The 25210-nt window shown below is 44.6% G+C and carries 29 protein-coding genes; 3 read left to right on the plus strand and 26 right to left on the minus strand.

The genetic code is table 11. The annotated features are described in order from the left end of the window. Window position 1: 1 nt before the first annotated feature. The 6 genes from trmFO to R50345_RS18420 all read right to left on the minus strand — a co-directional run bounded on the left by trmFO (window position 2) and on the right by R50345_RS18420 (window position 7861). Window positions 2–1393, minus strand: a complete 1392-nt coding sequence (gene trmFO, locus R50345_RS18395) for an FADH(2)-oxidizing methylenetetrahydrofolate--tRNA-(uracil(54)-C(5))-methyltransferase TrmFO (RefSeq protein WP_269321993.1) — start codon at window positions 1391–1393, stop codon at window positions 2–4. Beyond that, the gene (topA, locus tag R50345_RS18400; RefSeq protein ID WP_042128949.1) at window positions 1393–3492 is read right to left on the minus strand and encodes a type I DNA topoisomerase; all 2100 of its coding nucleotides are present in this window, start codon (window positions 3490–3492) and stop codon (window positions 1393–1395) included. The genes trmFO and topA overlap by 1 nt, the downstream gene beginning before the upstream one ends. A gap of 36 nt (window positions 3493–3528) precedes the next feature. After that, window positions 3529–4647, minus strand: a complete 1119-nt coding sequence (gene dprA, locus R50345_RS18405; RefSeq protein WP_042128951.1) for a DNA-processing protein DprA — start codon at window positions 4645–4647, stop codon at window positions 3529–3531. Window positions 4648–4868: 221 nt separating this feature from the next. Continuing rightward, window positions 4869–5798 (minus strand): succinate--CoA ligase subunit alpha, encoded by a 930-nt coding sequence (sucD, locus tag R50345_RS18410; protein WP_042128953.1) that lies wholly within the window; start codon window positions 5796–5798, stop codon window positions 4869–4871. A gap of 62 nt (window positions 5799–5860) precedes the next feature. Beyond that, entirely contained in the window at window positions 5861–7021 is a 1161-nt protein-coding gene (gene sucC / locus R50345_RS18415; protein WP_042128955.1) for an ADP-forming succinate--CoA ligase subunit beta, read from the minus strand. A gap of 351 nt (window positions 7022–7372) precedes the next feature. Then, on the minus strand, window positions 7373–7861 hold the full coding sequence (locus R50345_RS18420; RefSeq protein WP_197069693.1) for a MarR family winged helix-turn-helix transcriptional regulator: 489 nt from the start codon (window positions 7859–7861) through the stop codon (window positions 7373–7375). 143 nt (window positions 7862–8004) lie between these two features. Between R50345_RS18420 and R50345_RS18425 the strand changes: the two genes are divergently transcribed. After that, complete coding sequence (locus R50345_RS18425) at window positions 8005–8433, plus strand: organic hydroperoxide resistance protein (RefSeq protein ID WP_042128957.1); 429 nt, start codon at window positions 8005–8007, stop codon at window positions 8431–8433. Between the two features lie 90 nt (window positions 8434–8523). On the opposite strand, the gene R50345_RS18430 is transcribed toward R50345_RS18425, so the two are convergent. The 11 genes from R50345_RS18430 to R50345_RS18480 all read right to left on the minus strand — a co-directional run bounded on the left by R50345_RS18430 (window position 8524) and on the right by R50345_RS18480 (window position 17885). Further along, window positions 8524–10230: a YifB family Mg chelatase-like AAA ATPase gene (locus R50345_RS18430; RefSeq protein WP_042128959.1), complete on the minus strand. Its 1707-nt coding sequence runs from the start codon at window positions 10228–10230 to the stop codon at window positions 8524–8526. Window positions 10231–10432: 202 nt separating this feature from the next. Further along, window positions 10433–10942, minus strand: coding sequence for a metallophosphoesterase (locus R50345_RS18435; protein ID WP_042128961.1), 510 nt, complete (start codon window positions 10940–10942; stop codon window positions 10433–10435). A 38-nt stretch (window positions 10943–10980) separates the two neighbouring features. Next, window positions 10981–11394 carry a hypothetical protein gene (locus R50345_RS18440; protein WP_139328534.1) on the minus strand — a complete coding sequence of 138 codons (414 nt, stop codon included), beginning with the start codon at window positions 11392–11394 and terminating at the stop codon, window positions 10981–10983. A 153-nt stretch (window positions 11395–11547) separates the two neighbouring features. Further along, a complete protein-coding gene (locus R50345_RS18445) occupies window positions 11548–11934 on the minus strand; it encodes a YraN family protein (RefSeq protein WP_042128962.1) in 387 nt (128 codons plus the stop codon). Beyond that, window positions 11931–12239, minus strand: coding sequence for an EscU/YscU/HrcU family type III secretion system export apparatus switch protein (locus tag R50345_RS18450; RefSeq protein ID WP_042128964.1), 309 nt, complete (start codon window positions 12237–12239; stop codon window positions 11931–11933). Before R50345_RS18450 ends, R50345_RS18445 begins: the two co-directional genes overlap by 4 nt. Beyond that, on the minus strand, window positions 12236–14416 hold the full coding sequence (locus R50345_RS18455; protein WP_042128966.1) for a hypothetical protein: 2181 nt from the start codon (window positions 14414–14416) through the stop codon (window positions 12236–12238). The genes R50345_RS18450 and R50345_RS18455 overlap by 4 nt, the downstream gene beginning before the upstream one ends. A gap of 72 nt (window positions 14417–14488) precedes the next feature. Beyond that, window positions 14489–15100: a ribonuclease HII gene (locus tag R50345_RS18460; RefSeq protein ID WP_042128969.1), complete on the minus strand. Its 612-nt coding sequence runs from the start codon at window positions 15098–15100 to the stop codon at window positions 14489–14491. A 196-nt stretch (window positions 15101–15296) separates the two neighbouring features. Then, window positions 15297–16157: a ribosome biogenesis GTPase YlqF gene (gene ylqF / locus R50345_RS18465; protein ID WP_042128970.1), complete on the minus strand. Its 861-nt coding sequence runs from the start codon at window positions 16155–16157 to the stop codon at window positions 15297–15299. Window positions 16158–16186: 29 nt separating this feature from the next. Beyond that, complete coding sequence (gene lepB, locus R50345_RS18470; protein WP_042128972.1) at window positions 16187–16795, minus strand: signal peptidase I; 609 nt, start codon at window positions 16793–16795, stop codon at window positions 16187–16189. 298 nt (window positions 16796–17093) lie between these two features. Then, entirely contained in the window at window positions 17094–17438 is a 345-nt protein-coding gene (gene rplS, locus R50345_RS18475) for a 50S ribosomal protein L19 (RefSeq protein ID WP_042128973.1), read from the minus strand. 156 nt (window positions 17439–17594) lie between these two features. Then, window positions 17595–17885: a hypothetical protein gene (locus tag R50345_RS18480; RefSeq protein ID WP_042128975.1), complete on the minus strand. Its 291-nt coding sequence runs from the start codon at window positions 17883–17885 to the stop codon at window positions 17595–17597. Window positions 17886–18297: 412 nt separating this feature from the next. On the opposite strand from R50345_RS18480, the gene R50345_RS18485 reads away from it, so the two are divergent. Next, window positions 18298–19248, plus strand: a complete 951-nt coding sequence (locus R50345_RS18485; RefSeq protein ID WP_042128977.1) for a hypothetical protein — start codon at window positions 18298–18300, stop codon at window positions 19246–19248. A 55-nt stretch (window positions 19249–19303) separates the two neighbouring features. Here R50345_RS18485 and R50345_RS18490 read toward each other — a convergent pair whose 3' ends face one another. Further along, on the minus strand, window positions 19304–19531 hold the full coding sequence (locus tag R50345_RS18490) for an LSm family protein (protein WP_042128979.1): 228 nt from the start codon (window positions 19529–19531) through the stop codon (window positions 19304–19306). Window positions 19532–19709: 178 nt separating this feature from the next. On the opposite strand from R50345_RS18490, the gene R50345_RS31355 reads away from it, so the two are divergent. Further along, on the plus strand, window positions 19710–19886 hold the full coding sequence (locus R50345_RS31355) for a hypothetical protein (protein ID WP_156113147.1): 177 nt from the start codon (window positions 19710–19712) through the stop codon (window positions 19884–19886). A gap of 321 nt (window positions 19887–20207) precedes the next feature. On the opposite strand, the gene R50345_RS32220 is transcribed toward R50345_RS31355, so the two are convergent. From R50345_RS32220 to trhA, 8 genes are all read right to left on the minus strand, one after another. Next, a complete protein-coding gene (locus R50345_RS32220; RefSeq protein ID WP_269321964.1) occupies window positions 20208–20342 on the minus strand; it encodes a hypothetical protein in 135 nt (44 codons plus the stop codon). A gap of 222 nt (window positions 20343–20564) precedes the next feature. Beyond that, window positions 20565–21347, minus strand: coding sequence for a tRNA (guanosine(37)-N1)-methyltransferase TrmD (trmD, locus tag R50345_RS18495; RefSeq protein ID WP_042132284.1), 783 nt, complete (start codon window positions 21345–21347; stop codon window positions 20565–20567). Continuing rightward, window positions 21347–21871 carry a ribosome maturation factor RimM gene (gene rimM / locus R50345_RS18500; protein ID WP_042128981.1) on the minus strand — a complete coding sequence of 175 codons (525 nt, stop codon included), beginning with the start codon at window positions 21869–21871 and terminating at the stop codon, window positions 21347–21349. The genes trmD and rimM overlap by 1 nt, the downstream gene beginning before the upstream one ends. Before the next feature lie 192 nt (window positions 21872–22063). Beyond that, on the minus strand, window positions 22064–22294 hold the full coding sequence (locus tag R50345_RS18505) for a KH domain-containing protein (RefSeq protein ID WP_042128982.1): 231 nt from the start codon (window positions 22292–22294) through the stop codon (window positions 22064–22066). A gap of 22 nt (window positions 22295–22316) precedes the next feature. After that, window positions 22317–22589, minus strand: coding sequence for a 30S ribosomal protein S16 (gene rpsP / locus R50345_RS18510; protein ID WP_036688604.1), 273 nt, complete (start codon window positions 22587–22589; stop codon window positions 22317–22319). A gap of 47 nt (window positions 22590–22636) precedes the next feature. After that, the gene (gene ffh / locus R50345_RS18515) at window positions 22637–24022 is read right to left on the minus strand and encodes a signal recognition particle protein (protein ID WP_042128985.1); all 1386 of its coding nucleotides are present in this window, start codon (window positions 24020–24022) and stop codon (window positions 22637–22639) included. Window positions 24023–24043: 21 nt separating this feature from the next. Beyond that, a complete protein-coding gene (locus tag R50345_RS18520; RefSeq protein WP_042128986.1) occupies window positions 24044–24400 on the minus strand; it encodes a putative DNA-binding protein in 357 nt (118 codons plus the stop codon). Window positions 24401–24549: 149 nt separating this feature from the next. Continuing rightward, window positions 24550–25197, minus strand: coding sequence for a PAQR family membrane homeostasis protein TrhA (gene trhA, locus R50345_RS18525; protein ID WP_042128988.1), 648 nt, complete (start codon window positions 25195–25197; stop codon window positions 24550–24552). Window positions 25198–25210 lie beyond the last annotated feature (13 nt).

A 25210-nucleotide genomic window follows, 5' to 3' on the forward strand; every position in this document is an offset into this window, starting at 1 on the left:
CTTAAGATGATGGACTTTCGTTATCGACAGCCTCCGGCTCAGTATAAGCGATGCCCGTACGATTAGCATACTCGGCAAGACTGTCAAGTGCACGATGCGCTAGCATCTCATTCTTTTCTTTTTTATTACGGATTTTCTTCTCTACCTTCGGCAAAAGGCCAAAATTGGCATTCATAGGCTGAAAATGCTCCGGATCAGCAGAAGTGATATAAGCAGGCATACTGCCAAGCACCGTGTCCTGAGGGAAGATCAGTCCTTCTTGACCGAGTGCGGCTCTAGTAGCATTAATGCCGGCAATCAAGCCTGAGGCCGCTGATTCTACATAACCTTCTACACCTGTCATCTGTCCAGCAAAGTACAGCCTTTCCTTGCCCTTCATTTGATAAGTAGGATGCAAGAGTTTAGGGGAATTAATAAAGGTATTTCTATGCATTACGCCATACCGAACGTACTCAGCGTTCTCAAGACCCGGAATCAGCGAGAATACACGCTTCTGTTCGCCCCATTTCAAATGCGTTTGAAAGCCAACAAGATTGTAAAGCGTTCCAGCAGCGTTATCCTGGCGAAGCTGAACTACCGCATATGGAAGCTTACCTGTGTGCGGATTAATAAGTCCTACAGGTTTCATAGGTCCAAATAATGCTGTTTGCTTACCGCGCTTCATCATGATTTCAATAGGCATACAGCCCTCGAAGTATATCTCTTTCTCAAAATCCTTGAGCGCTGCCGTCTCCGCAGAAATCAACGCATCATAAAACACGTCAAACTCCTCTTCAGTCATTGGACAGTTCAGATATGCCGCTTCTCCTTTGTCATAACGGGAAGCCAGATATACTTTATTCATATCAATACTGTCTTTCTCAACAATCGGTGCAGCAGCATCATAAAAATAGAAATACTCTTCACCTAACAGTCCCTTAATTTCTGCAGATAAAGCGGGTGAGGTAAGCGGACCTGTTGCAATAACAACAATCCCTTCCTCCGGTATATGCGTAAGTTCTTCATTTATGACTTCCACGAGCGGATGATTATGCAATGTACTCGTAATTTCTCCCGAAAAACCGTCCCTATCTACGGCAAGTGCGCCGCCAGCAGGTACAGCGTGGCGATCAGCTGCACCTAATACAAGGGAATTCAAACGTCGCATTTCTTCCTTTAATACACCTACCGCATTGCCTAGACCATTTGCACGCAAAGAGTTACTGCACACTAGCTCTGCGAATTGATTCGTGTGGTGTGCCGGTGTCTTCACCACTGGTCTCATTTCATACAATCTTACCGGTACGCCTTGAGAAGCTATTTGCCAGGCCGCTTCACTTCCTGCTAGACCTGCTCCAATTACTGTTACCTTTGCTGTATCTGTCACTGTCTTCTTTCCTCCTGTGGAGACTATTATTCTGCTAACTCTTCTTCGTTGTCTAAAACTGCCTCTGTATGATCACAAGACGTACATTGCAGCTTGGTGCCTTGCTTATTGCGTTTCTCAATCATCCAAGCCCCGCAAGATGGACATGGCTTAGTGGAAGGTCTATCCCAAGAGACGAAATCACAGCCGGGATATTGATCGCAGCCATAGAAGACACGTCCTTTTTTGCTACGACGCTCTACAACTTTACCTTCATGACACTTAGGACAAGTTACACCGATATCTTTGATGATCGGCTTCGTATTCCGGCAATCTGGAAAGCCAGAGCATGCTAGAAATTTCCCGAAACGCCCTAATTTATATACTAGTGGTTTACCACATTTCTCGCAGATCTCATCAGAGACTTCATCTTCAATCTCAATTTCTTTCATCTCTTCTTCGGCAAACACTAAGCGCTTCTCGAAAGACTCATAGAATTCGGAAAGAACCTTTACCCAATCTTCTGATCCTTCTTCCACATGGTCAAGATCCCCTTCCATATTCGCCGTAAACTCTACGTTCAATATTTCCGGAAAAAATTGTTCCATCTGCTCGATGACTAGTTCTCCAAGCTCTGTAGGCATGAATTTTTTCTCTTCAATAGCTACATAACCACGCTTCTGAATAGTTTCAAGTGTTGGTGCATACGTACTTGGGCGTCCTATTCCTAATTCCTCAAGAGTCTTTACAAGCCTTGCTTCTGTATAACGCGGCGGCGGCTGTGTAAAATGCTGCTTCGGCTCGATCTCTTGCTTATTTAAAGCATCTCCCGCTTGAAGAGGCGGTAAATACTTATCTTCATCTGTAGTCCCATCATCGTTGCCTTCCACATAAACCTTCATGAACCCTGGGAATGAAACCTTCGAACCTACGGCTCTGAATGTTGCCGTACCCGCTTCTATATCAACTGAGAGTGTATCAAGAAGAGCTGAAGCCATTTGACTGGATACGAACCGCTCCCAAACCAGCTTGTAAAGACGGAATTGATCGCGGCTCAAGAACTCTTTAACCATCTCAGGTTCACGAAGTGCTGAAGTTGGTCGAATCGCTTCATGCGCTTCTTGGGCTCCAGCTGCTTTCTTTGAATACTGGCGCGGCGCCTCTGGTAAGAACTTTTCACCATATTTAGCAGTAATCAGCTCTTTAGCTTCATCCTGTGCTGTGACAGATAAGCGAGTCGAGTCCGTACGCATATAAGTGATCAAACCTACGGTTCCCTCTTTGCCTAGTTCCACACCTTCGTATAGTTGCTGGGCAACAGACATTGTCTTAGCTGCTCGGAATCCAAGCTTACGTGCGGCTTCTTGTTGAAGGGAACTTGTTGTAAAAGGAGCCGAAGGATGCCGTTGTCTTTCCTTCTCTTTCACATTACTCACCTTAAAAGCTGCGTTCTTGATTGCCTCAAGGACCTCTTGAACATCGCTCTCTTGATTAAGTTCTTTCTTCACACCGTTCAGCTTATGAAACTTAGCTTCAAAGACGGAATCTCGAATCCCTAGCTTTGCCGTAATGCTCCAATATTCAGTAGGCACAAAAGCGGAGATTTCATTCTCACGATCCATTATGATCTTTACAGCTACTGATTGAACACGTCCAGCCGATAACCCTTTTTTGACTTTCTTCCATAATAGGGGGCTAATCTTGTAACCTACCAGCCGATCCAGTATACGTCTTGCTTGCTGCGCATTCACAAGATCCATGTTTATCTTGCGTGGCGTCTTAAAAGCATCCTTCACCGCTTGTTTGGTGATCTCATTAAATACAACTCGACATTCCTGTGTTTGATCCAAATTTAGTGCATGCGCCAAGTGCCAGGCGATCGCTTCCCCTTCGCGGTCAGGGTCAGCTGCGAGATATACTTTTTTCACTTTTTTACTGGCGTCTTTCAATTCCTTCAATATAGAACCTTTACCACGAATAGTAATATATTTAGGATTAAAATTATTCTCCACTTCGACACCCGTTTGGCTCTTCGGTAGATCTCTGATGTGTCCCATAGATGCCTTCACAATATACTTACTACCTAGATATTTGCCAATTGTCTTCGCTTTTGCGGGCGATTCGACAATTACTAATGCATCTGCCATAGACTCTTCCTCCTCGTTAACACTCGTACCTCTATATTAAATTACCTTATAAATAGCTCCTGGTAATTGTACTACCGCTTTTTTTATGATTAAAGATAACAGAACTGAATGCAAATGTCCAAAATCCCATCCAGTCTTCACAAGCAGATCGTCCAAAATAAAGGGGCCTTGATGCAGTATATGGTATAGGTGTGACTCCTCATTTGTCAATTTCTTTTCAATTAATAAGTCATCAATCACCTGTTTTGGGGGACAGCTTTCATCCGCTTTTAAACGGTTTATCGGGAGATAAGAAGTATATTCTTCTAAAATATCTAATGCACTGGTTACCAGTTTTGCCCCCTGTTTAATTAGATCAAGAGCACCTCTACTTTTAGGAGATGTTATCGGTCCAGGGACAGCAAAAACATCACGTCCTGCTTCCAAGGCAGCATCAGCGGTAATGAGTGACCCACTTCTACTATCCGCCTCTACAACTACTGTCCCGTATGTGAGACCTGCAATAATACGATTGCGCTGCGGAAATAACCCAGGATGACTTTTGGTTCCAAGGGGATACTCTGTGATCACTAGCCCATCACGGGAAATCAATCGCTCAAGCTCCTTATTCTCGGGAGGGTAGACCCGATCAAGTCCTGTAGCTACTACCGCTATAGTGCCTCCACCGCGTCTTAGTGCAGCTTCATGACACACACTATCAATCCCCCTAGCTAATCCGCTAACCACTGTTAGACCAGCTGTACAAAGCTCTTCCGCGAGGATCTCCCCTACCTTCCGTCCATAAGCTGTTGGCACACGAGTACCGACCATCGCCACACTGGGTGTCGATAACAGTTCCAAACACCCACGATAATAAAGAATCCATGGCGGCTGAACTGTCTCCTTCAATAAATTTGGATAGCCTGAATCAAAAACCGTAACCATGTTCACAGCACTTTCTTTCATTAGTAAGCGGCGGTTTGCTATCCACTCCAATGTGTATATGGAAGCAAGATGAATCGACATTTTCTCGGTCAGCCCAATCTTTTCCCAGTCTTCTGCGCTACAAGAAAATGCTTTTTCTGACAAAAGCCCGGCTCTGCGAATCTTGTCGATTGTTTTCCAGCCAATACCTTCCACTTCATTAAAGCCGAATAGTAGTTCCCGTTCTTCCATATCATTTTTCGCTCCTTAACATGGAAGGCCTAGCCTTCCCTATTTTGTGTTACACATTCTGAAAACGCAAGCATTTCTTTAAATTCTTTAAATTTCTATTTAAAATAAAAAAAGCAACCTTTCATCCCTGGATAGGAACAAAAGGTTGCTTACCTCTTAAATTAATTATACACGAAATAACCTCACTACGTGGAGTGATTTACATGTCATAACGTCAATCATTAGTGCGATGTAAAAGCATTGAGAATACCGCGTTCTTCTAGCACACTTACGAGCGTTGAGCCCATTTCAGCAGGTGTAGGGGCTACCTTAATTCCGCAAGCTTCCAGTACGGCAATTTTTTCACTAGCCGTACCTTTACCTCCAGAAATGATAGCGCCAGCATGCCCCATGCGTTTGCCTGGAGGAGCAGTTGCTCCTCCAATGAAACCTACAACCGGTTTGGTCATATGTTCACGAATCCACTCTGCCGCTTCTTCCTCTGCAGTACCACCGATCTCTCCGATCATGATAACTGCCTTTGTACCCGGATCCTCATTAAACAGCTTCAAAATATCAATAAACTCAGAGCCTTTAACCGGGTCCCCGCCAATACCTACAGCAGAAGATTGCCCAATTCCACGTGTGGTTAGCTGATGAACAGCCTCATAGGTTAGCGTTCCGCTACGTGAGACTACTCCAACATAACCAGGCATATGAATATAACCAGGCATGATTCCAATCTTACACTCTCCAGGAGTGATAACACCCGGACAGTTTGGACCGATCAGCACTGTAGAACGGCCTTCCATATAACGTGAGACTTTTACCATATCAAGTACGGGAATTCCTTCGGTAATACAAATAACCAAATCCAGCTCTGCATCAACTGCCTCCATGATGGAGTCTGCTGCGAATGCTGGTGGTACATAAATTACACTAGCAGTTGCTCCAGTAGCTGCCTTAGCGGCTGCAACAGTATCAAATACCGGAAGACTAACTTCACTGCCATTTTCAAGGGTGATATTAACTGTCGTTCCACCTTTGCCCGGCGTTACTCCTCCAACCATTTGTGTCCCATAATCCAGCGCACCCTTAGTATGGAACAAGCCCGTTGCTCCCGTAATACCTTGCGTGATAACTTTCGTATTTTTATCTACAAGAATGCTCATGCCTTAAGTCACATCCCTACTTATATTGTCAAATACGATAACTGGCTCCTACTTCCAAGCCATTATTGCACAAGAGATACAATCTTACGGGCACCGTCCGCCATAGAATCAGCAGCTACAATGTTAAGTCCCGATCCAGCCAAAATTTGCTTGCCCAATCCAACATTTGTTCCTTCTAGACGCACAACAAGCGGTTTGGTCAATCCCAATTGACTGGCCGCTTCCACAACACCGTTAGCAATAACATCACAGCGCATAATACCGCCGAATATGTTAACGAAAATTCCATTTACCTTTTCATCCGATAGAATGATTTTAAAAGCTTCAGTAACTTTCTCGGTTGTTGCACCGCCCCCTACATCGAGGAAGTTAGCGGGTTCGCCTCCGTAATATTTAATAATATCCATCGTTGCCATCGCTAGGCCTGCACCGTTCACCATACAACCAATATTGCCATCAAGCGCAATATAGCTTAGGTCATACTTCGAGGCTTCGATTTCTTTCAAATCTTCTTCATCTAGATCCCGAAGCTCTTGAATATCCTTGTGGCGGAACAAAGCATTGGGATCAAAATTTAACTTAGCGTCTAGAGCCATCACATTACCATCCGCAGTAACTACCAATGGGTTAATTTCGGCAATAGAGCAATCTTTATCCACAAAAGCTAGATATAGCGCTTGCATAAACTTTACAGTCTTGCCTACCAATTCATTCGGAATAGAGATGCTGTAAGCTAGCTTACGAGCTTGGAAAGTCTGCAAACCTACTGCCGGATCAATGATTTCTTTAAAAATCTTCTCCGGATGTGTTGCTGCAACCTCTTCAATCTCTGTGCCTCCTTCTTCAGAAGCCATCATGACCACTCGACCCGTTCCTCGATCAACAACGATACCGATGTAATACTCTTTAACAATTTGACAGCCCTCTTCTATGAGAAGCCGCTTTACTACCTTACCCTCCGGACCAGTCTGGTGAGTAACCAAGGTCTTGCCTAGAATCTCGGTTGCGTAAGTACGCACTTCATCGATATTCTTAGCAACCTTTACGCCTCCAGCTTTACCGCGTCCACCTGCGTGAATCTGAGCTTTGACTACAACAACCGGTGTACTCAGTGACTCTGCGGCTTCTACCGCTTCCTCCACTGTATAAGCTACTTTTCCATTCGGTACGGCCACACCGTACTTCTTAAGCACTTCTTTTCCCTGATACTCGTGGATATTCATAGCGGTAGCCTCCTAAAGTAGCGTGGTGACCTAACAGGCAGCCTGTTGTCATCTCGCCTTCCGTTTTGATTGCCGCGGGGTTAGGGATAGGCTCATGCTAAACATGCAGCACTATTCCGGAACCAGCAGAAACTGTTCTACCACTCCTATAAGAATGGCCTTGTTTCTGTGAGAGACATTGAGTAAATCTATAAGACTAAGCTTATACTTACCTATATGCCATATAAAGGAACCCAGAATAGTGTAACATGTTTTTAAAACGCTTTCCTTAAATATATTCATGATTTGTACACATTTTTTCGCTTGGTTTCATGCCGGAATGCGAACGATCGCATTGACTGCGGAAGACACTTACTTTTTACTAACTTGAGTATTCGCCTCATGAACACGGTTCAGCAAGCTTTTGAACTGTTCAAGTAGCTCTAAAGTCTCAACATTGGACATCGTTGTTTCTTCCATCATTTTACCTGGAATGCAAGCCGCATTACTTTGAAGAGCCCAGCCCTGTTCCGTTAGTGATATCAGAACTTTTCGCTCATCTTGTGTCGAACGCTCACGCACGATTAAACCTGCAGCCTGCAGACGTTTCAAAAGAGGCGTCAGCGTACCCGAATCCAAAAATAGCGCCTCACCGATTTCCTTAACTGTACATTGCTGCCGTTCCCATAATACAAGCATTACTAGATATTGCGAGTATGTTAAACCGATCTTATCCAAATAAGGTTGATACAGCTTTGTCATCTCACGAGAGCAAGCATAAATGGTAAAACAAAGTTGATTCTCAATCAGCAGCTCAGGTGTGGTCGTCATCTTTTGCGTATCTTCTTCATTCATTTTCATATCTTATTCACCTGCCTTATTCCTTTATTTTATCATAATTCACTCATAACATCATGTTAATAGCGAAAAATCAATTTGACTTTTATATTAATTGTGTTAAATTATATTGTACACAAACTAATATGGAATTGGAGAGATACAATATGATGACTATTCAGCAAAAAATGTATGAAACAACTGTTAAAGCCGTAGGAGGAAGAAACGGTTATATCGAATCAGAAAGCCCTAAGCTCAATCTTACAATCAGTACACCACGCGAAATGGGAGGTGCCGGCGGTGAAGGTACAAACCCTGAACAACTATTTGCAGCGGGATATTCTGCTTGTTTCGATAGCGCTCTAAACATGGTTGCTCGACTCGGAAAGGTGAAAATTGAAGGTAGTGAAGTAACAGCTACGGTCAGCTTCGGTAAAGTTGAAGATGGAGGTTTCGGCATCGCAGTTAAGCTTGATGTGCTGGTTAAAGGTGTTGACAGAGAAACTGCAACTTCTCTAGTAGAAGCTGCTCATGGCGCGTGCCCTTACTCCCGCGCAACTCGTGGCAATATCGCTGTTGAATTGAATGTACTGTAAGCAGCTATAAAAACATCCTTGGGCGGAATTGTTGGCCCAAAATACCAGAGCAGCCATTCGCCATTATCGGGAATCGCTGCTCTATTTTATTTATTCTTCTGTCATCACTTGCCGGTCTAAATTACGGTACTGAACAGCCTCCGCAAGATGAGCAGAAGTAATATCCTGTACGCCTTCCAGATCAGCTATTGTACGGGATAGCTTAATTATTCGATCATGCGCTCGCATACTTAGACCTAAATTCTCCAGAATATCATACAGCAATTCGGCACCTTCACGGCTAAGACTTGCATAGCGCCGAAGTGAAGCGCCAGAAAGTTCACTGTTCCAAGAAATAGGCAAGCGTTTAAACCGTTTAGCTTGTATCGCCTGTGCCGCCATCACCGCTGCATACATCTCAGCCGAAGATAAAGCATGCCCCTGTCGACCCCATTCCTTGGGGCGAGGGACATCCACTTGTAAATCAATACGATCCAATAAGGGGCCTGATATCTTTGCGCGATATTGAGCAATCCTAGCGGGACTGCAAGTACAATGTTGTTGGGAAAGCCCACTCCCAAAATAACCACAGCTACATGGATTCATCGATGCAGCGAGCATGAATTTTGCAGGATAGGTAAAGGAAGCACGAGCACGACTTATAGTAACAACCCCATCTTCGAGCGGTTGACGCAACACTTCTAGTACATTCCGAGAAAATTCGGGCAATTCATCTAGAAAGAGAATACCTCGATGGGCGAGACTGACTTCACCCGGCTTCGGAATTCCCCCACCCCCAATAAGGCCTGCGGCTGATATCGTATGATGCGGAGAGCGAAAAGGACGACTACGCAGCAAGCCGTTGTGGGCATCTTTTAAAGTTCCTGCTGCGCTAAAAATTTTGGTTACCTCAAGTGCCTCACTCTCAGTCAATTTTGGAAGTATGCTCGGGAGTCGTTTAATCAGCATCGTCTTCCCTGTACCGGGTGGACCCATGAGCAAAATATTATGCATGCCCGCTGCCGCAATGGTTAGGGCTCTTTTTACATGCTGTTGGCCAAGCACATCACTGTAATCATCCATCATCTCATTCATTGCACACGAGGAGACCTCAGAAGTACCGTAAATCGGGGTATATTTAAGATGTTCCAAAGAAAGGACAAGTACCGGAGGTCGTTCATTTTGATCCATCCCCTTGCTTACAGATACAGGAAAAGGAAGAGTTGATATAGACGGTTTTTCTACCGAATCTCTCCCATTCAATTGATACTGCTCGTCGCTCCCTTTTATATCCATTGCTGAGTTGGACTGCGGTTCTTCTGGGCTCACTAAAGCTCGCAAATGGTCGATTGCGTAAATGTTAATGCCACTGATCAAAGCTGCCTCGGCTGCATTGCCTTCCGGGAGCAGAACAGCCTTAAATCCATTCTTCCGGGCAGCTTCCACCATCGGCAGTACTCCCGATACTGGCCGCAGACTGCCATCGAGCGCAAGCTCTCCAATGAAGAGTACCTCTTTAGCTGAGGGCATAACCACTTGACCACTAGTAATGAGTATCCCCAGAGCAATCGCAAGATCAAAGGCGGAGCCTTCTTTTCGTAGGTCGGCTGGAGCTAGATTTATCGTGATGCGCTGCTGTGGATAGCGATAACCGCAGTTCTTAACGGCGGCTCTTACTCGTTCTACCGCCTCACGAATCGCTGAATCCGGTAAGCCAATGATATTCGTCTGCGGTAATCCATTCGCAAGATCAATTTCAACACCAATCATTACCCCTTCAATTCCATACAAGCACGCACTATGCATTTTTCCATACATAAAAACACCTCATCTCCTGAAATACACCCCTGATTGGGCGTCAAATCTTCAAGAAAAAAGGTGCTTCCTTATTTTCCGACTATAAAATAGCTATTATATCTCATTATATAGAGAGAATCTTATCGTAATCAACAATTATTCAATAATTATCAGCAAAAAACTATATTGCATAAATGCGCATTCGTAACCCGTTAGACCTAATTCATCCTTCTTCACTGACTACGACAGAGTCTCTGATCTGTTCAAAGGTCAACGGTTTATAGTTCCAATGCTCCACACAAATATTAAAATAATTATTCCCCTCATATTTTTGACCGTGAATATGACCGTGCACATTTACGTAAGGCATATGCTTATTCATATACATTGGCTCATGGGAGAGAAAAAAGAAGTCTTTATAAATCAGTGGATATTCACTTACCTCGTCAAAGCCTGCTTCAAGCCACCACCTACGACTGCGCCCGCGATCATGATTGCCGAGAATCAGAGTCTTATAACCATGTAACCTCCGCACAATAGCACGTGTCGCTTCCTTGTTAAGAAACGAAAAGTCACCCAAATGAAACACTTTATCATCCGGACCCACTACTGAATTCCAACTCTCAATCATGGCTTCATTCATTTGCTCAACATCTATAAAGGGTCTGGATTCAAAATCAATAATCAACTTATGTCCAAAATGATGGTCGGATGTAAAAAAAACGCTAGCCATGTTCACCCTTCTTTCTTTTTTGATCATAGTTTGTATGATTATCTCCAGTCACGCCGCTTATGTGATCTTTTTTTATTATCGCTCTGGATCAGTTCAGCTAGAGGAGGAGTCTCTTCATTCTCAATGAGCCAGCCACGCATCTCTTTAATCGCTTCCACCTGTCCATTTCCTTTATCACGCCATGTAAGAAGCTCTATGACTTTTATAACAAGCGCTAAGAGACTGCTATTGCTGTTTTGTGATTTATCAGCACGGATTTTTTGAAATAGCGCCTCATTTTTCCAATCGATTAATATTTCCTCAGCTATAGTGGGCCGCATAACCGTGAAGTTCTTATTGCAATTTGCACAACAGACAACGGATACTGGTTCTGCGGTAAATTTCACTTCAATCTTCTGCTGGCAATATTGGCAAGCAAAACTAACCTGCATTTCAAAAGGTTTATTCTTCACTTAAACAGCCCTCCTCATGATGACATTAAAAAGTTACTCTAATGTTTACCCATTTCTTTTGAGAAATGACCCACTGCGCGGAGGCTATGTAAAGACTTTTTTTACAAGAATGCTAGTGCCCATAATGAATGGAGCGAGAATATGGGGTGCAGCTTAAAAAGCCTCACGTATATGCCCCAAAGAAGCGATGCTTAAATCTTCATTCAGTAAAATGCTAATGACGTCAAAAGTTACTCTTCGATCATCATAACCTTTCATATGCAAATAAACCTGTGCTGTATTTCGCACTTGATGTATTTTTCGAGTATTCACTGATTCCTCCGGAGTCCCCTGATATAGCTCTCCACTACGACTGCGAACTTCAACAATAATAATACAGCCTTCGTTCTCCGCAATAATATCAAGTTCTCCAGTTCGACAACGCCAATTTCGTTCTAAGATCTTGTATCCACAAGTAGATAAGTACTGCACAGCCCCGTCTTCAGCAGCGGCCCCCTTCTGTTTGCGGTTATAGCGCTCTCTTGTGTATCGCTCTTTCATTCCGGTCTCCGTTCACCGGCGGAACGGTCGCTCTGATACACAAAGCTGAGGATTTCAGCCACTAGCTGATAAAGTTCAGATGGAATCTGTTGATCTAGATCGAGCTTTGAAAGAACTTCTACGAGAGCTGCGTCCTCTTGGACAGCAACCCCACTCTCTTTAGCTTTTTGCAGAATCAGATCCGCTATCGCCCCTTGTCCTTTGGCAACAACGACAGGCGCCTCGCTTTGTCCTGGGCTATATTTGAGAGCGACCGCTTTTTTGAGCCCTTGTGAAATTGGAGGTACAGGCTCATTTTCGTTCATATACGGTAATCCACTCCTTTATAAGCATCAGGAACATAATCAACAAGCTTGCTATGGGGATTGGCAAGTTCTGTAGATAGTTTTAGTTCCGGTAAAGGTTCAGTTCTTAATCCCGACAACTGATAACCAATAGATTCCACTGCCGTTTTAATATCATCACGCCGCTGTTCCAGCAGCTCAAGCACCCAAGGATGATCATTATGCAGCTTAAGACTAACGATTCGATCAACAACCTGCACATCAACCAGCGTCTGACCGATCTGCTTCATGTCCAAATCAAACCAGAGACGGCAATTAGCTGCATCCAATTCACCCTTGCGTCCCCGACGCGACTGAATATGAACGGAAGCTGTCTCCTGCCCATCTGGACCTTGCAGCGGCAAAAATAAAGTCACTTGCGCGAAAGGAGCCGTTCGATCTGTATTGAGCAACAGCTGTTGTCCTGTCAGCTGCTGCACTAGTCCGCTCGCGGCTTCTTTGACCGCGGGCGGCACCTCGCTGCTGCTCATGATCTGCAGCAACACGCCTTTCAGGGTGTCGGCGGCTTGATCGCTGCCGACACCTGCACTGCCAAGCGCGGCCGTACCTGCCGCCGCGCGGGCCGTCTCAGCGGCGGCTACTACGCCGCCGCGCACCGCCTGCTGCTCGTGCTCCGCACCGAGCAGCTTCAGCACCCGCCCCACCCACGACTCCGCGTCCGCGGGTGGGGCGGTGTCCGGCTGTATCGGCGAAGCCGTCACAGCCGGGGTCTCCCCGCGCGGCACAGCAGCCGCGGGGGCAGGGCTTGCTCCCGCCGCGTCAGCGGGCGGGAGCATGGCGAGCTGCGGCAGGGAACCGCGCAGCTCGGTGAGCACGCCCTGCAGCTTCGCGAGCAGGGCGGCACCGCTAGGTGCAGCTGCCTGGGGCGCAGAACCAGCAGCAGTGCCTTCGGCGCTCACACTCGCGCCACCAACCCCTGCCCCGCTCTTATCAATATTCATTGCCAAGCTCTTATCTGCAAGAATAGCACTATCCAGTGCTCCATCCTTATTCAAATTTAAGGCATTACCTTGAATCTCACCTTGACTGGAGCTGATAAGATTGCTCGTCGCAACATCAGCTTGAGCGCTTAAAGCATTATTCAGAGCGCTAGAAGGCGTAGCAGCTGTCGTTTTACCAGCCACAGGTTCAGTAACCAGTGCACCCTTGGAAATCTGTGCACCTTCAGCCGTTTCATCAAGAGCTACTGGTTTACCAGTTGCAATACCCGTTTCATTATCAGAAGTAATGTTAAGAGCCGCTTTGACTGGTGCACCTTGTTCATCCGATGCCATAGTAGCCGTAAGGCCGGAGGCATCTACAGCGGCTCCTCCCGAAAGAGAAGTACTTCCGCTTGCGACAGTACTATCAGTAGCTTTACTCACAGCTTGTCCATTTCCTCTGGCTGCCAATTGGATGGCAGCCGCCTCTGTAATGTCACTCTCCGCAACACCCACGTTATTCCCACTTGTTGCACTTGTATTTACAGAAGGATCGAGCTTTCCATTACTGGTGCCCATTCCAGCTTTAGGTTCCGCGGTTATTGTTTCTTCACTAGCAATTTGCCCTGCCCATATCGTAATCTGGTCTTCTAGTGCTGACAAAAGCTGATGCAACTGCGGACCAAATACAGCCTGCTGCAATCCTTTCACACTCTCAGCTGTAACAGGGAGTCCCCGCTTTAAAGAAATGACTGCCGCGTCAAGCCACTCTGATGTAGGCACACCAGCTGGCTTGGCACTCATTACCGCATTCAGCGCAGCCGCTGTCTCTTTGGTCAGCGGGACGCCCCCTGATTGCATCGCTAATACGATTTCTCTACCTGCTTTGGAATCAGCTAGCCCTAGTGATTCCAAGGCTTCCCCCATGCTTTGAGGGGTGACTAACGCCGTTTCACCGAGGGAGACCGGCTTCAATACGGGTAATCCGCCTTCTCCGGGTGGTCCGACCTGTAAATTCATGGTTTCTCCAGGCAGCAGCGGTGTTTCTAATTCCGCACGAACAGGTGTACCTTGGATTTGTACAACCGCTTCTTTTCCTGAATCCGATACAGAGAGAACAACACCACGAACAACCTGCCCTTCTTTTAAGTCTACAGACTTGGCCGCACCCGGTTTTTGATCTCCAAGTAATCCACGGATCAATGTTCCGATATTCATACCGTTTGTCCTCCCTCCATTTTCTCTCTTCTTACTATATCGGTATTCATCCTACTTTTTTAAGCATTGCTTCTAGAATAACGTTTGCTGCTCCGCGAGAATCCGCCCAATAAAACTGCGCCGATGCATAGGTGTTGGACCTAGAGCCGTAATTTGTTCCCGGTGAAGCTTGGTCGCGTAACCTTTATGTATCGCAATCCCATAATCAGGGTATAATTCCTCCCACAGACCTTCACACAGCCTGTCTCGTGTCACTTTAGCAATAATCGAAGCTGCTGCAATAGACTGACTATTTGCATCCCCCTTAATAATTGCCCGTTGTGGCAAAGGGAGGTCTACCTTTTCAGCATCGATCAGCATATAGTCAGGAATGTGTTCCAGACTCTCTACCGCTTTTTTCATGGCTAAGCGTGAAGCTTGCTTGATATTAATCTCATCAATGACAGTAGAATCCACATACCCCACACCTACCGCCAGCGCTTGCTCCATAATAATCTCGTATAAAGCGTCTCTCTTTTTAGCTGTAAGCTTTTTGGAATCATTTACACCATCAATAATAAGCCCCTCTGGCAAAATCACCGCTGCTGCTACGACGTCCCCAAACAAGCAGCCTCTTCCCACTTCATCTACGCCTGCTATACGGCGATATGACTGTTCCCAGCCCTCTTTTTCATAGGCTAACATATCTAACGAACTCACTATTTTGTCACCGCCAATTATGAATTATTCAATGATCTATATAAGTCAGCTTATCACAGTAAAGCTGACATGGTCATCTTAAAATAGACGTTCCAATTTGATCCATTCCCATAAAAAAAGAGCCTCCGAAATTTCGGATGGCTCTTCCATACCTAGTCATTAAACACTGAATTCAATGCACTTAAGGCGTTTCCAGCGTAAAACGTCCAAGCTTACCTGCCCGCAGCTCATGCAACAAGGCTCGGGAAGCTTTTTCCAGATCTACACGTCCACCGCTAATCAGACAACCGCGCTTACGACCCACGGCTTCCATAACAGCTACGATCTCATCTGGATTCTCCAGATCCTCAGGAAGCTTCTCAATGCCAAAGCGTTCTTGAAATCTAGATCCGTAGTCTTTCACCAAATATTTCACCGCGTAAAAGGCGATGTCCTCAACATTCAGAATTTCTTCTTTTATTGCACCCGTTACCGCTAGGCGATAACCTACATCTTGGTCCTCAAACTTCGGCCACAGAATACCCGGGGTATCCAGAAGCTCCAAATTACCGGCTGTCTTAATCCACTGTTGACCCTTGGTTACCCCAGGACGGTCACCAGTAGCAGCGATACTCTTACCAGCCATCCGGTTAATGAGTGTTGATTTACCAACGTTAGGAATACCGACAATCAATGCACGCATAGCTCGCGGATTCATTCCCCTAGCGATCTGCCGGTCAATCTTTTCTTTTAGCAGCAGTTTGACCTGCTCTGGTATTTCCTTAATACCCGTTCCAGTAGATGCATCAACAGGATAAGCAACATGCCCTTGTCCCTTGAAGTACGCCAGCCACTTCCGTGTAATCTCCGGATCTGCCAGATCCGCCTTGTTCAAAATAATCAATCTTGGCTTGTCCCGCAAAATATCGTCAATCATCGGATTGCGGCTGGAAAGCGGCAGACGGGAATCGAGCAATTCTATTACAACATCAATCAGCTTCAGCTTATCCTCGATTTGCCGCCTAGCCTTCGTCATATGACCAGGAAACCATTGAATGGCCATTGCCGTCACCTCCTTTGACTTCTGTCAACTTAATGGTTAATCAGTGTAATATCCTTTAGCGGCCAGAAGATTAAATCTGCACGACCCACTATATCCCCCAGTGGTACATAACCGATCATTCGGCTATCCGTACTATCCGAGCGATTATCCCCCATAACAAATACATGACCTTCAGGTACGGTACCATCCGTAAACTTTTCATTAGGGAAGTCTTTATTATTATACAGAGCGTTGTTACTATGCGCAGCATCAATAGCGCCTTGGATATATGTCTCGTTAACAACCTCTCCGTTAACTGTAACTACATCCCCTTCTACTTTCACGGTATCTCCAGCCACACCAATTACACGTTTAATAAAATCTCTACCCTCAGAAGGCACGTGGAATACTATAACCTCGCCCCGTTGCGGAGATCTAATATCGTACAAAATCTCATTTACGATAACACGTTCACCCGTATGGAAATTAGGCTGCATGGAAGGTCCATCTACAATAAAAGGCTTGAACAAAAGCCAGCGGATCAGAAAAACCAATACTAAAGCAATCGCAATGGCTTTAATCCATTCCAAAACTTCATTTTTGGGTTTACGTGGGTTCTGCGCGCTTGATTCCAAAGTTTCACTTTGTTCCTGCTGCATAGTTCACCGTCCTCTCTAAAATACTACTCTTACTATACAACACAAAAAAACTCCTGCCAAAAACCCCTCCACAGATACTCCTTCAGGAGGCCTTTTCGGAGAAGCTGATCCCCAAGCGTATATGTCGTACGCATTGTATACCAAGTTAAAACGCCATTGCGTCCTTTAAGGACAGAAAGCGTTTATGCGAGAAATATAAGAATAATGTATAACGTGAAACTTATACTTTCTTATATTTTCAAAAAAAATAATAAAACGAAAGGGGCTTGAACTCAAGCCCCTTTCCTTTGTCACTATTCTAGCGACGAATTTCTTTAATTCTCGCTGCTTTACCACGTAGTTCACGAAGGTAATAAAGTTTAGCACGACGCACTTTACCACGACGAGCCACTTCGATTTTCTCGATTTTAGGCGAGTTGATTGGGAATGTTCTTTCCACACCAACACCGTAAGAAATTTTACGAACCGTAAAAGTCTCACTGATTCCACCGCCACGACGTTTGATTACAACGCCTTCGAACAACTGGATACGCTCACGAGTTCCCTCGATAACTTTTACATGCACCTTCAAAGTGTCACCCGGGCGAAAACTCGGGATATCTTTACGAAGTTGCTCTTGCGTAATAGCTTGTAGGATATTCATTAAGGACTTCCTCCTTCCGTACAGGTGTTCTTGCCTCTTCCGGAGAGATCTTTCTCTCCCTCATTATCCGCAGCGGACCACCGTATTCCACACAACAGAAATAATAATACCATAAAGGACGGGCTAATACAACATATTTTTCTTATTTTTGTCTATTTAAAGCGGCAACATATCTCTTTTTTTCGCCTTCGATTGGCAATCCTTACACAGGCCAACTACAGTTCCATTATCTTGAGCGTAGAAGATTAATTTTCCATTCTTCTTCTTACAAGAAGAACAAGGCTGCTCCCCTGGGCTCTGTTTAGCTTTTCGATGACTGTCCATTGAGATCACGTTACTCCGTGTGGTGTGCGAATGATTGCTTGTCGTATTTATTTTCTGCTTCTTGACTAAAAAATACACGACTGCCAAAACTACTAAGGCAAGCAAAATGGCTACATATTTCATTTGGCTCCCTCCACCCTTCAGGATTTATTAAATGAAAGTAAAAAGACCGCCCTGTACTTCAAGTGAGGTAACGGTCTATATCTGTATACAAAGTAGCCTTAGCACACCTAAGCACTTCTATCCGAAAAAAAGCGGTTTCCAGAAGCTGCTGAAGGTTCTATATGAGGGCTGGCTTCCACGCCCTTTTTATATGTACCTATACCGTATTTCAATAAGAGATCTTTCGTTTATTTTAGCACAATTAAAAATCGAAGTGTAGTGGACACTTTAGTGACCTAGTCTTTGGTCCAGTATAATAACCCGCCTCCAGCCGTTTTTACTGAAAAATTCCATAAGCTATACTTACAGAAGTACATAACGAAGTCACATTGGTAAGATCACATACACCCATATATGAGGAGGAGTTCGTTTCATGAGGAAAAGAAATAGCAATAGCGTATTAGCAGCAGTAGCCGTATTATCTATCGTACTTTTGGCAGGTTGTACAGAATTACCAGGCAGACAATCTGCGAAAAATGAGGTGGAAAAGAGTATTTCTGAGGATGCACACCAGAACTTTGGTGAAGTTGTCAAGCAAGAGCTAGGTAAAGCAGCTGCAACTGTACAGCAAGCCGTTGAGGAAACTGCTACTACGGTAGTTGACGAAGTTAAAGCAGATAGCATTAGCAAAGAACTCTCAGTATCACAAGCGATCGGTACAGCATCCGTACTCAGCATGGACAACGCAGTAGGAGAAATAGAAGTTGCAGCTGTTACAGGAGATCTGATCCATGTAAGTGCAACCATCTCCTCACACAATAGTTCCTTCCATACCTCTGACCGTCAAAAGATTATGGATGATGCTGAAGTTTCAGTTAAGGTGAGTGGCGATACATTAAAGGTGTCTACGCATTCTAAATCAAATCCTAAGAAGGATTTATGGACATGGGCGCAAGACAAATATGGTTATTCCGATTTTAGCATAAGCTATAATATAGAGCTCCCTGCCAGCATGAATAAATATATCATTACAAATAACGTAGGACAAATTCGTCTTCGTAACCTGGAGGGGAATTATCAAATCGTCAGCAACGTTGGAGCGATCAATATTGAAGGGGCTAAATTTACTGGAAAATCTACTGTAAAGTCCGATACGGGTAGCATACGTATGGATATAGCAGGGATGAAGGGTGACAGCAGCCTACAAGCTAAAACAGAGGTTGGCAGCCTTAGCGCTGTCCTAGCCGATGGAATGAAATGCAGCTTGGAAGCCAAAAGTGATCTCGGACAAATCAAAGGGGTAGAAGGCGGAAAGACCGATATCAATGGAGGCGGTCCTTTGGTATCACTCAGCTCAGATATAGGTGCAATTACAGTACAGTAAATAGACAATAAACAGACCGCCGGGATAACCAGGCGGTCTGTTTTTGATTCCATGATTAGATTAATGCGATGGCCAGCAAAGTGAATAAACTCAAAGTTAAAATCTGATTTGCGGCAAAAGGATTTCCCCAAAAAGCAGAAGTATGCACAGAGCCATTGTCAGTTCTTAAGTAAACATTGTATCTGTCTACATCTGTTATAACGCCTTCGTGCTGTCTACCATCTCTAGTCAGAATCCGCACCCTTTTATCCTTACAACGCAAACAGTTATAATATGCTTCCACTAGTGTACTCCTCCTTGTCAGTAATGATATACTCTATGTGTAGGAGTACAGGTCGGTAACGGCGAAGTTACATAGGTCGGAGTTTGGGTCAATATTTACTTTTTCGTCCCCTGTATCTTTCGTATTCCTCTTTCACCTGTAGTTCGTCTTATTCCATCCATTCGAGGAGGCCAATCTCATGAATGTAGAAAGAAAACAGTTTATTAAGGAAGGCGTACTGCGTATTACCATTTTCGTTATTTTAGCATCGCTTACTTACACCGTTCGCAACTATGCATGGGCTGTTACTGTTCTCGTATGTGTTGCGCTGTACTCCCTCCTTACTGGAGTACACAAAATCTTACGCAAAGAATAACATGTGCCTCCACGAACTCTTATAGCAAGCTAAAACGCCTTAAGCGTCCTTTTAAGGACGGTAAGCGTTTGTGCGAGAATTATAAGAATAAAGTATATCGTGAATCGTGTACTTTCTTATAATTTCACAGAATAACCACTTTCTCTCTAGATCCTAGATCTCGAAGGAAAGTGGTTATTTACAGTTTAATCGGGGTAACAGAGTTCAAACCATGTTACCTTCTAAACAATAAAACCATTAGCGACAGCGAATACAAAATTCACTGTATCTAATGGTTTTATTCAGCCTAACAATCAATCCCTAACGTTCGATCTTATATGTTCACTCTTTATATGGCGAATGGGAATTGCGATTTGTATAAAAATCGATAATATCATTCACGGTGCGGAGCGGCTCCGCTTCCTTGTGGATCGTGTCCACGTTAGGCTTGAATTCTTCATGCGTCTTCGTAGTCACTTCAGTTCATTCCTTTCAATAGTTGAGCTTGCTGCATCATCAGCTGCATATATTAGTGCGGCACCTCTATTCATTACCCTAAAAAGAAGCTTTCAACGCACCAATAAGCATATTAATTTGAAAACTATTATTTTTATTTGTTCTCAGGTTCACATAACAAAAACGCCTCCTTAACGTAAGATACGTTAAAAAGACGTCAGATATACCTGTTTCATTAAATTATCACTCCGGCTTGTCCACATTTCTTAGACGTTCCAGTGTCTTCTTGTCTTTCAACGTAAGTTCTGCAGTCTCAAGCAGGTCCGGTCTGCGTTCCAACGTGCGCAGCAGTGCCTGCTCTCTCCGCCATATGTCGATGTTTGCATGATGACCACTCAGTAAAATATCTGGTACCTTCCAGCCACGAAACTCAGCAGGACGTGTGTAGTGTGGATATTCTAGCAGTCCAGTGCTGAACGAGTCAGATATCGCAGAGGTTTCATTTCCCAGTGCTCCTGGCTGAAGCCGGACTACGGAATCTATAACCGTCAAAGCAGGCAACTCTCCGCCAGTTAGCACATAATCACCGATTGAAAGCTCATCTGTTACCAAATGCTCACGAATCCGTTCATCATACCCCTCATAATGCCCACAAATGAAGATTAAATGCTGCTCTTGTGCCAGTTCCTCAGCAATCTTCTGATTGTAGGTTTTTCCTTGTGGACACATAAGGATGATACGTGGTTTTACAGAAACCTCTTCATCAGATCGACGTTTATCTCCCTCATTCGATGTAATACCGAGCACATGCTCGACTGCATTAAAAATCGGATCAGGCTTGAGCACCATGCCCCCGCCGCCTCCATACGGAGTATCATCCACACTATTGTGTTTATTCCCTGAGAACTCGCGGAAGTTCACAGCATTTAAGGATACGATTCCTTTTTCACGCGCTTTACCAAGAATACTTGTGCTGAATACGCCTTCGCACATTTCTGGAAACAGCGTAAGCACATCAATTCTCATCATGGCAATAGCCCTTCCATCAAATGAACAGTAATTCTTTTGGCTTCTATGTCTACATTCAGAACTACATCATTGATTACAGGAATAAGGATGTCTTGTCCTTTTGCAGGCTTAACAACCCACACATCATTCGCGCCTGGCTGTAAGATTTCCGTTATCGTACCAAGTGGTGTGTTTTCATCTTCATCCGTGTATACCTCACAACCGACGATTTGGTGGAAGTAGTATTCGTTCTCAGGCAGATCAACCAGATCATTACTTGGAACCTTCAGGAGGCTTCCTTTATACTTTTCCACTTCGTTGATGTTCGTATATCCCTTGAGCTTAACGATGAACATCCCCTTGTGCTCACGAGCGGATTCTACAGTTACTTCGAATTTCGCACCGCCATCTGCAGGGATCACCAGCAGCTTCTTGCCTGCAGCAAAACGAACTTCAGGGAAATCGGTATGTGATAATACTTTAATCTCCCCGCGAATACCATGCGTATTCACAAGTCTGCCTACGGTTAACTCTTCTGTCATACAACCCTCTCCTTTACAAGCTTCATCTAATCTATATTTCAAGCATAAACGCCTTCGGCGTCCTTATAAGGACGGCAAGCGTTAATGCGAGAAATATAAGACATAAAGTATGGTGTGAAACTTATACTTTCTTATATTTGAACAAAAAGGAGCCGGGATATACTATCCCTAGCCCCTCATTGTACGCATCATTTAAGATAAAATATCTACAGTTACGCGTTTATCGCTCTTGACTGCTGCAGATGTGACTACTGTACGGAGCGCCTTAGCGATCCTTCCTTGTTTGCCAATGACCTTTCCTACATCATCAGGATGCACGGACAGTTCATAGACAATTAGGTGATCCTTCTCCACCGCTCGTACCGTCACATCTTCTGGATGATCCACTAAAGCCTTAGCAATTACTCCAACTAATTCTTCCATAGAGGACCCTCGCAATCAGTCATTATTTCTGTTGCTTAAGCTCATGAAACTTCTTCATTACGCCTGCTTTGGAAAGCAAGTTGCGTACTGTATCAGATGCTTGCGCACCTGTTTGAAGCCATTTAAGAGCTTTTTCCTCATCGATCTTAACTACTGCCGGTTGTTCAATCGGATTATAATAACCGATTTCCTCGATAAAACGACCGTCACGAGGGGACCGGGAATCGGAAACCACTACACGATAGAAAGGCGCTTTATGCGCTCCCATTCTTTTTAGACGAATACGTACTGCCACGAAAAATCACCTCCTTATAATAGTTTCGAGATATTAGAACAGCAAGATCATTTAAAAGGGAACTTCATCCCTTTTCCGCCTAATCCTTTAAGCTGCTTCATGGCATTCTTCTTGGAGGCCTTGCCGCCTCCGCCCATCATGCCGGAGAATTGCTTCATCATCTTACGCATCTCATCAAATTGCTTGATGAGGCGGTTGACCTCAGCGACCGAGGTTCCGCTACCGGCAGCAATACGCTTGCGGCGGTTATGGTTAATGATCTCAGGCTGGCGTTTCTCCGTCTTCGTCATAGAATGAACTATGGCTTCAACGCGACCCATTTGCTTATCATCAACTTTTAAATCTTTGATGCCCTTGGCTTTGTTCATGCCAGGCAGCATATCAAGTATTTGATCGATCGGACCCAGCTTTTTCACCTGATCCATTTGCTCAAGGAAATCATCAAACGTAAATTCCGCATTACGCATCTTACGTTCCATTTCCTTAGCTTTATCCGTATCGATATTCGCTTGGGCTTTCTCAATTAGCGACAGCATGTCACCCATACCTAAAATCCGTGAAGCCATACGTTCCGGATGGAACGGCTCCAGCGCGTCGATCTTCTCACCTAACGCAGCGAATTTGATCGGACAACCAGTAACAGCTTTGACGGATAGTGCAGCACCACCACGGCTATCGCCGTCGAGCTTTGTCAATACAACCCCTGTAAGCTCAAGCTGCTTATTGAAGCTCTCAGCCACGTTCACAGCGTCTTGACCGGTCATTGCATCTACTACTAACAGAACTTCATCTGGATTTACAACATTGTGAATCTGCTTCAGTTCTTCCATCAATTCTTCATCAATATGCAGGCGGCCTGCAGTATCGATAATGACGTAATCAAGTCCGTTATCCTTGGCATGTTGTACAGCTTGTCTGGCAATCTCTACCGGACTAGTCTGATCACCTAGCGAAAATACCGGAACTTTAATTTGTTCTCCCAGCACCTGAAGCTGTTTGATCGCAGCAGGACGGTAAATATCTCCCGCAACGAGTAATGGACGATGATTGCCCTTCTGTAACAGCTTGGCCAGCTTACCCGAAGTGGTTGTCTTACCTGCCCCTTGTAGACCCGCCATCATAATGACAGTCGGTGGCTTGTTCGACTTGGCCAGCTTCGCTTGGCTTCCGCCCATCAGCTCGGTTAGTTCCTTGTTAACGATGTCGATAATGACCATACCTGGTGTAAAGCTGTCCATAACTTCTTTACCAATAGACTTTTCTTTCACCTTGGCCACGAATTCTTTAACTACCTTGAAGTTTACATCGGCTTCCAGAAGGGCCAGCCGTACTTCGCGCATAGCTTCGTTTACGTCATCTTCGGATACTTTACCTTTACCGCGCAGCTTGCTGAACACATTCTGCAATCTTCCGGTTAAACCTTCAAACGCCATATGCAGATTTCTCCCTTCATGCTACTCTAACCTCTGCAAGCGATCCACGATCTCCGCGAATCGAAGTTTATATTGCTCAGGCAGCATCCCATTCTCCGGCAGTCTGCGCAGTTCATCTAAATATTTGGTACGACTCTCATGTTTCTCTAATAAACCAAGTTTTTCTTCATAATTCTCTAAAACTTGCTCGGCCCGTTTAATATGCTCATAAACGGCTTGGCGACTGATTTCAAATTCAGCGGCGATCTCTCCCAAGGAAAAATCATCGTGAAAATAATATTTAAGAAACGTTTGCTGCTTATCTGTAAGCAGTCGTTCATAGAAGGCAAAAAGCAAATTGATACGATTCGTTTTCTCGAGTCTATTCTCCTGACTCATTAAGGGCACTCCCTTCGTCAAGGAAAAACACTTTACACCTTCACAACGTCCCTTATGATACCTAAAAGAAAGAGAGATGTCAAGCATTTTTGCTTGTCATCTCTTTCTTTATTAAAAATCCTTTTTTCATGCAATTTATTCGCTTGAAATTATTGGATCGGCAGTACATAAATCAATACGGCGAAGAAGTGTGTGACACTACCTGCAAGGACAAATACATGCCAAATCGCATGATGGTACGGAAACCCTCTCCACACATAAAACACCGTACCTAATGTATAGAGCACCCCACCAGCCATCAGCAGGATCATACCACCGTCTGCTACAACAGCCGAAAGAGGGTTCCAGGCGATTACAATCAGCCACCCCATCGCGATGTAGAATATGGTAGACATGAACAGAAACTTCTTCACAAAAAATGCTTTGAAGAAAACGCCAAACACTGCGATCCCCCAAATAACTCCGAATAAGCTCCAACCAAGCGTACCCCGAATGGCGACTAACAAAAAGGGTGTATACGTGCCTGCAATAAACAGATAAATAGCGGAATGATCGAAAAATTCGAACAAATCCTTCGCCTTACCCTCTTTGAGACTATGCACTAGTGTTGAATTTAGATATAGAAGCAGCATTGTCGTTCCATAAATGGAGAAGCTGACCACATGCCATGTCGTTCCTTTTAGACTTGCAAAAACAACAAGCAGGACAAGTGCAGCCACGCTTAATACTGTTCCGATCCCGTGCGTTATCGCATTCGCGACTTCTTCTCGCCGGCTGTAGGTGTGAGTATTTGCCATATCCATATCCTTC

It is taken from the genome of Paenibacillus sp. FSL R5-0345 (assembly GCF_000758585.1).
Classification (GTDB): Bacteria; Bacillota; Bacilli; order Paenibacillales; family Paenibacillaceae; genus Paenibacillus_AQ.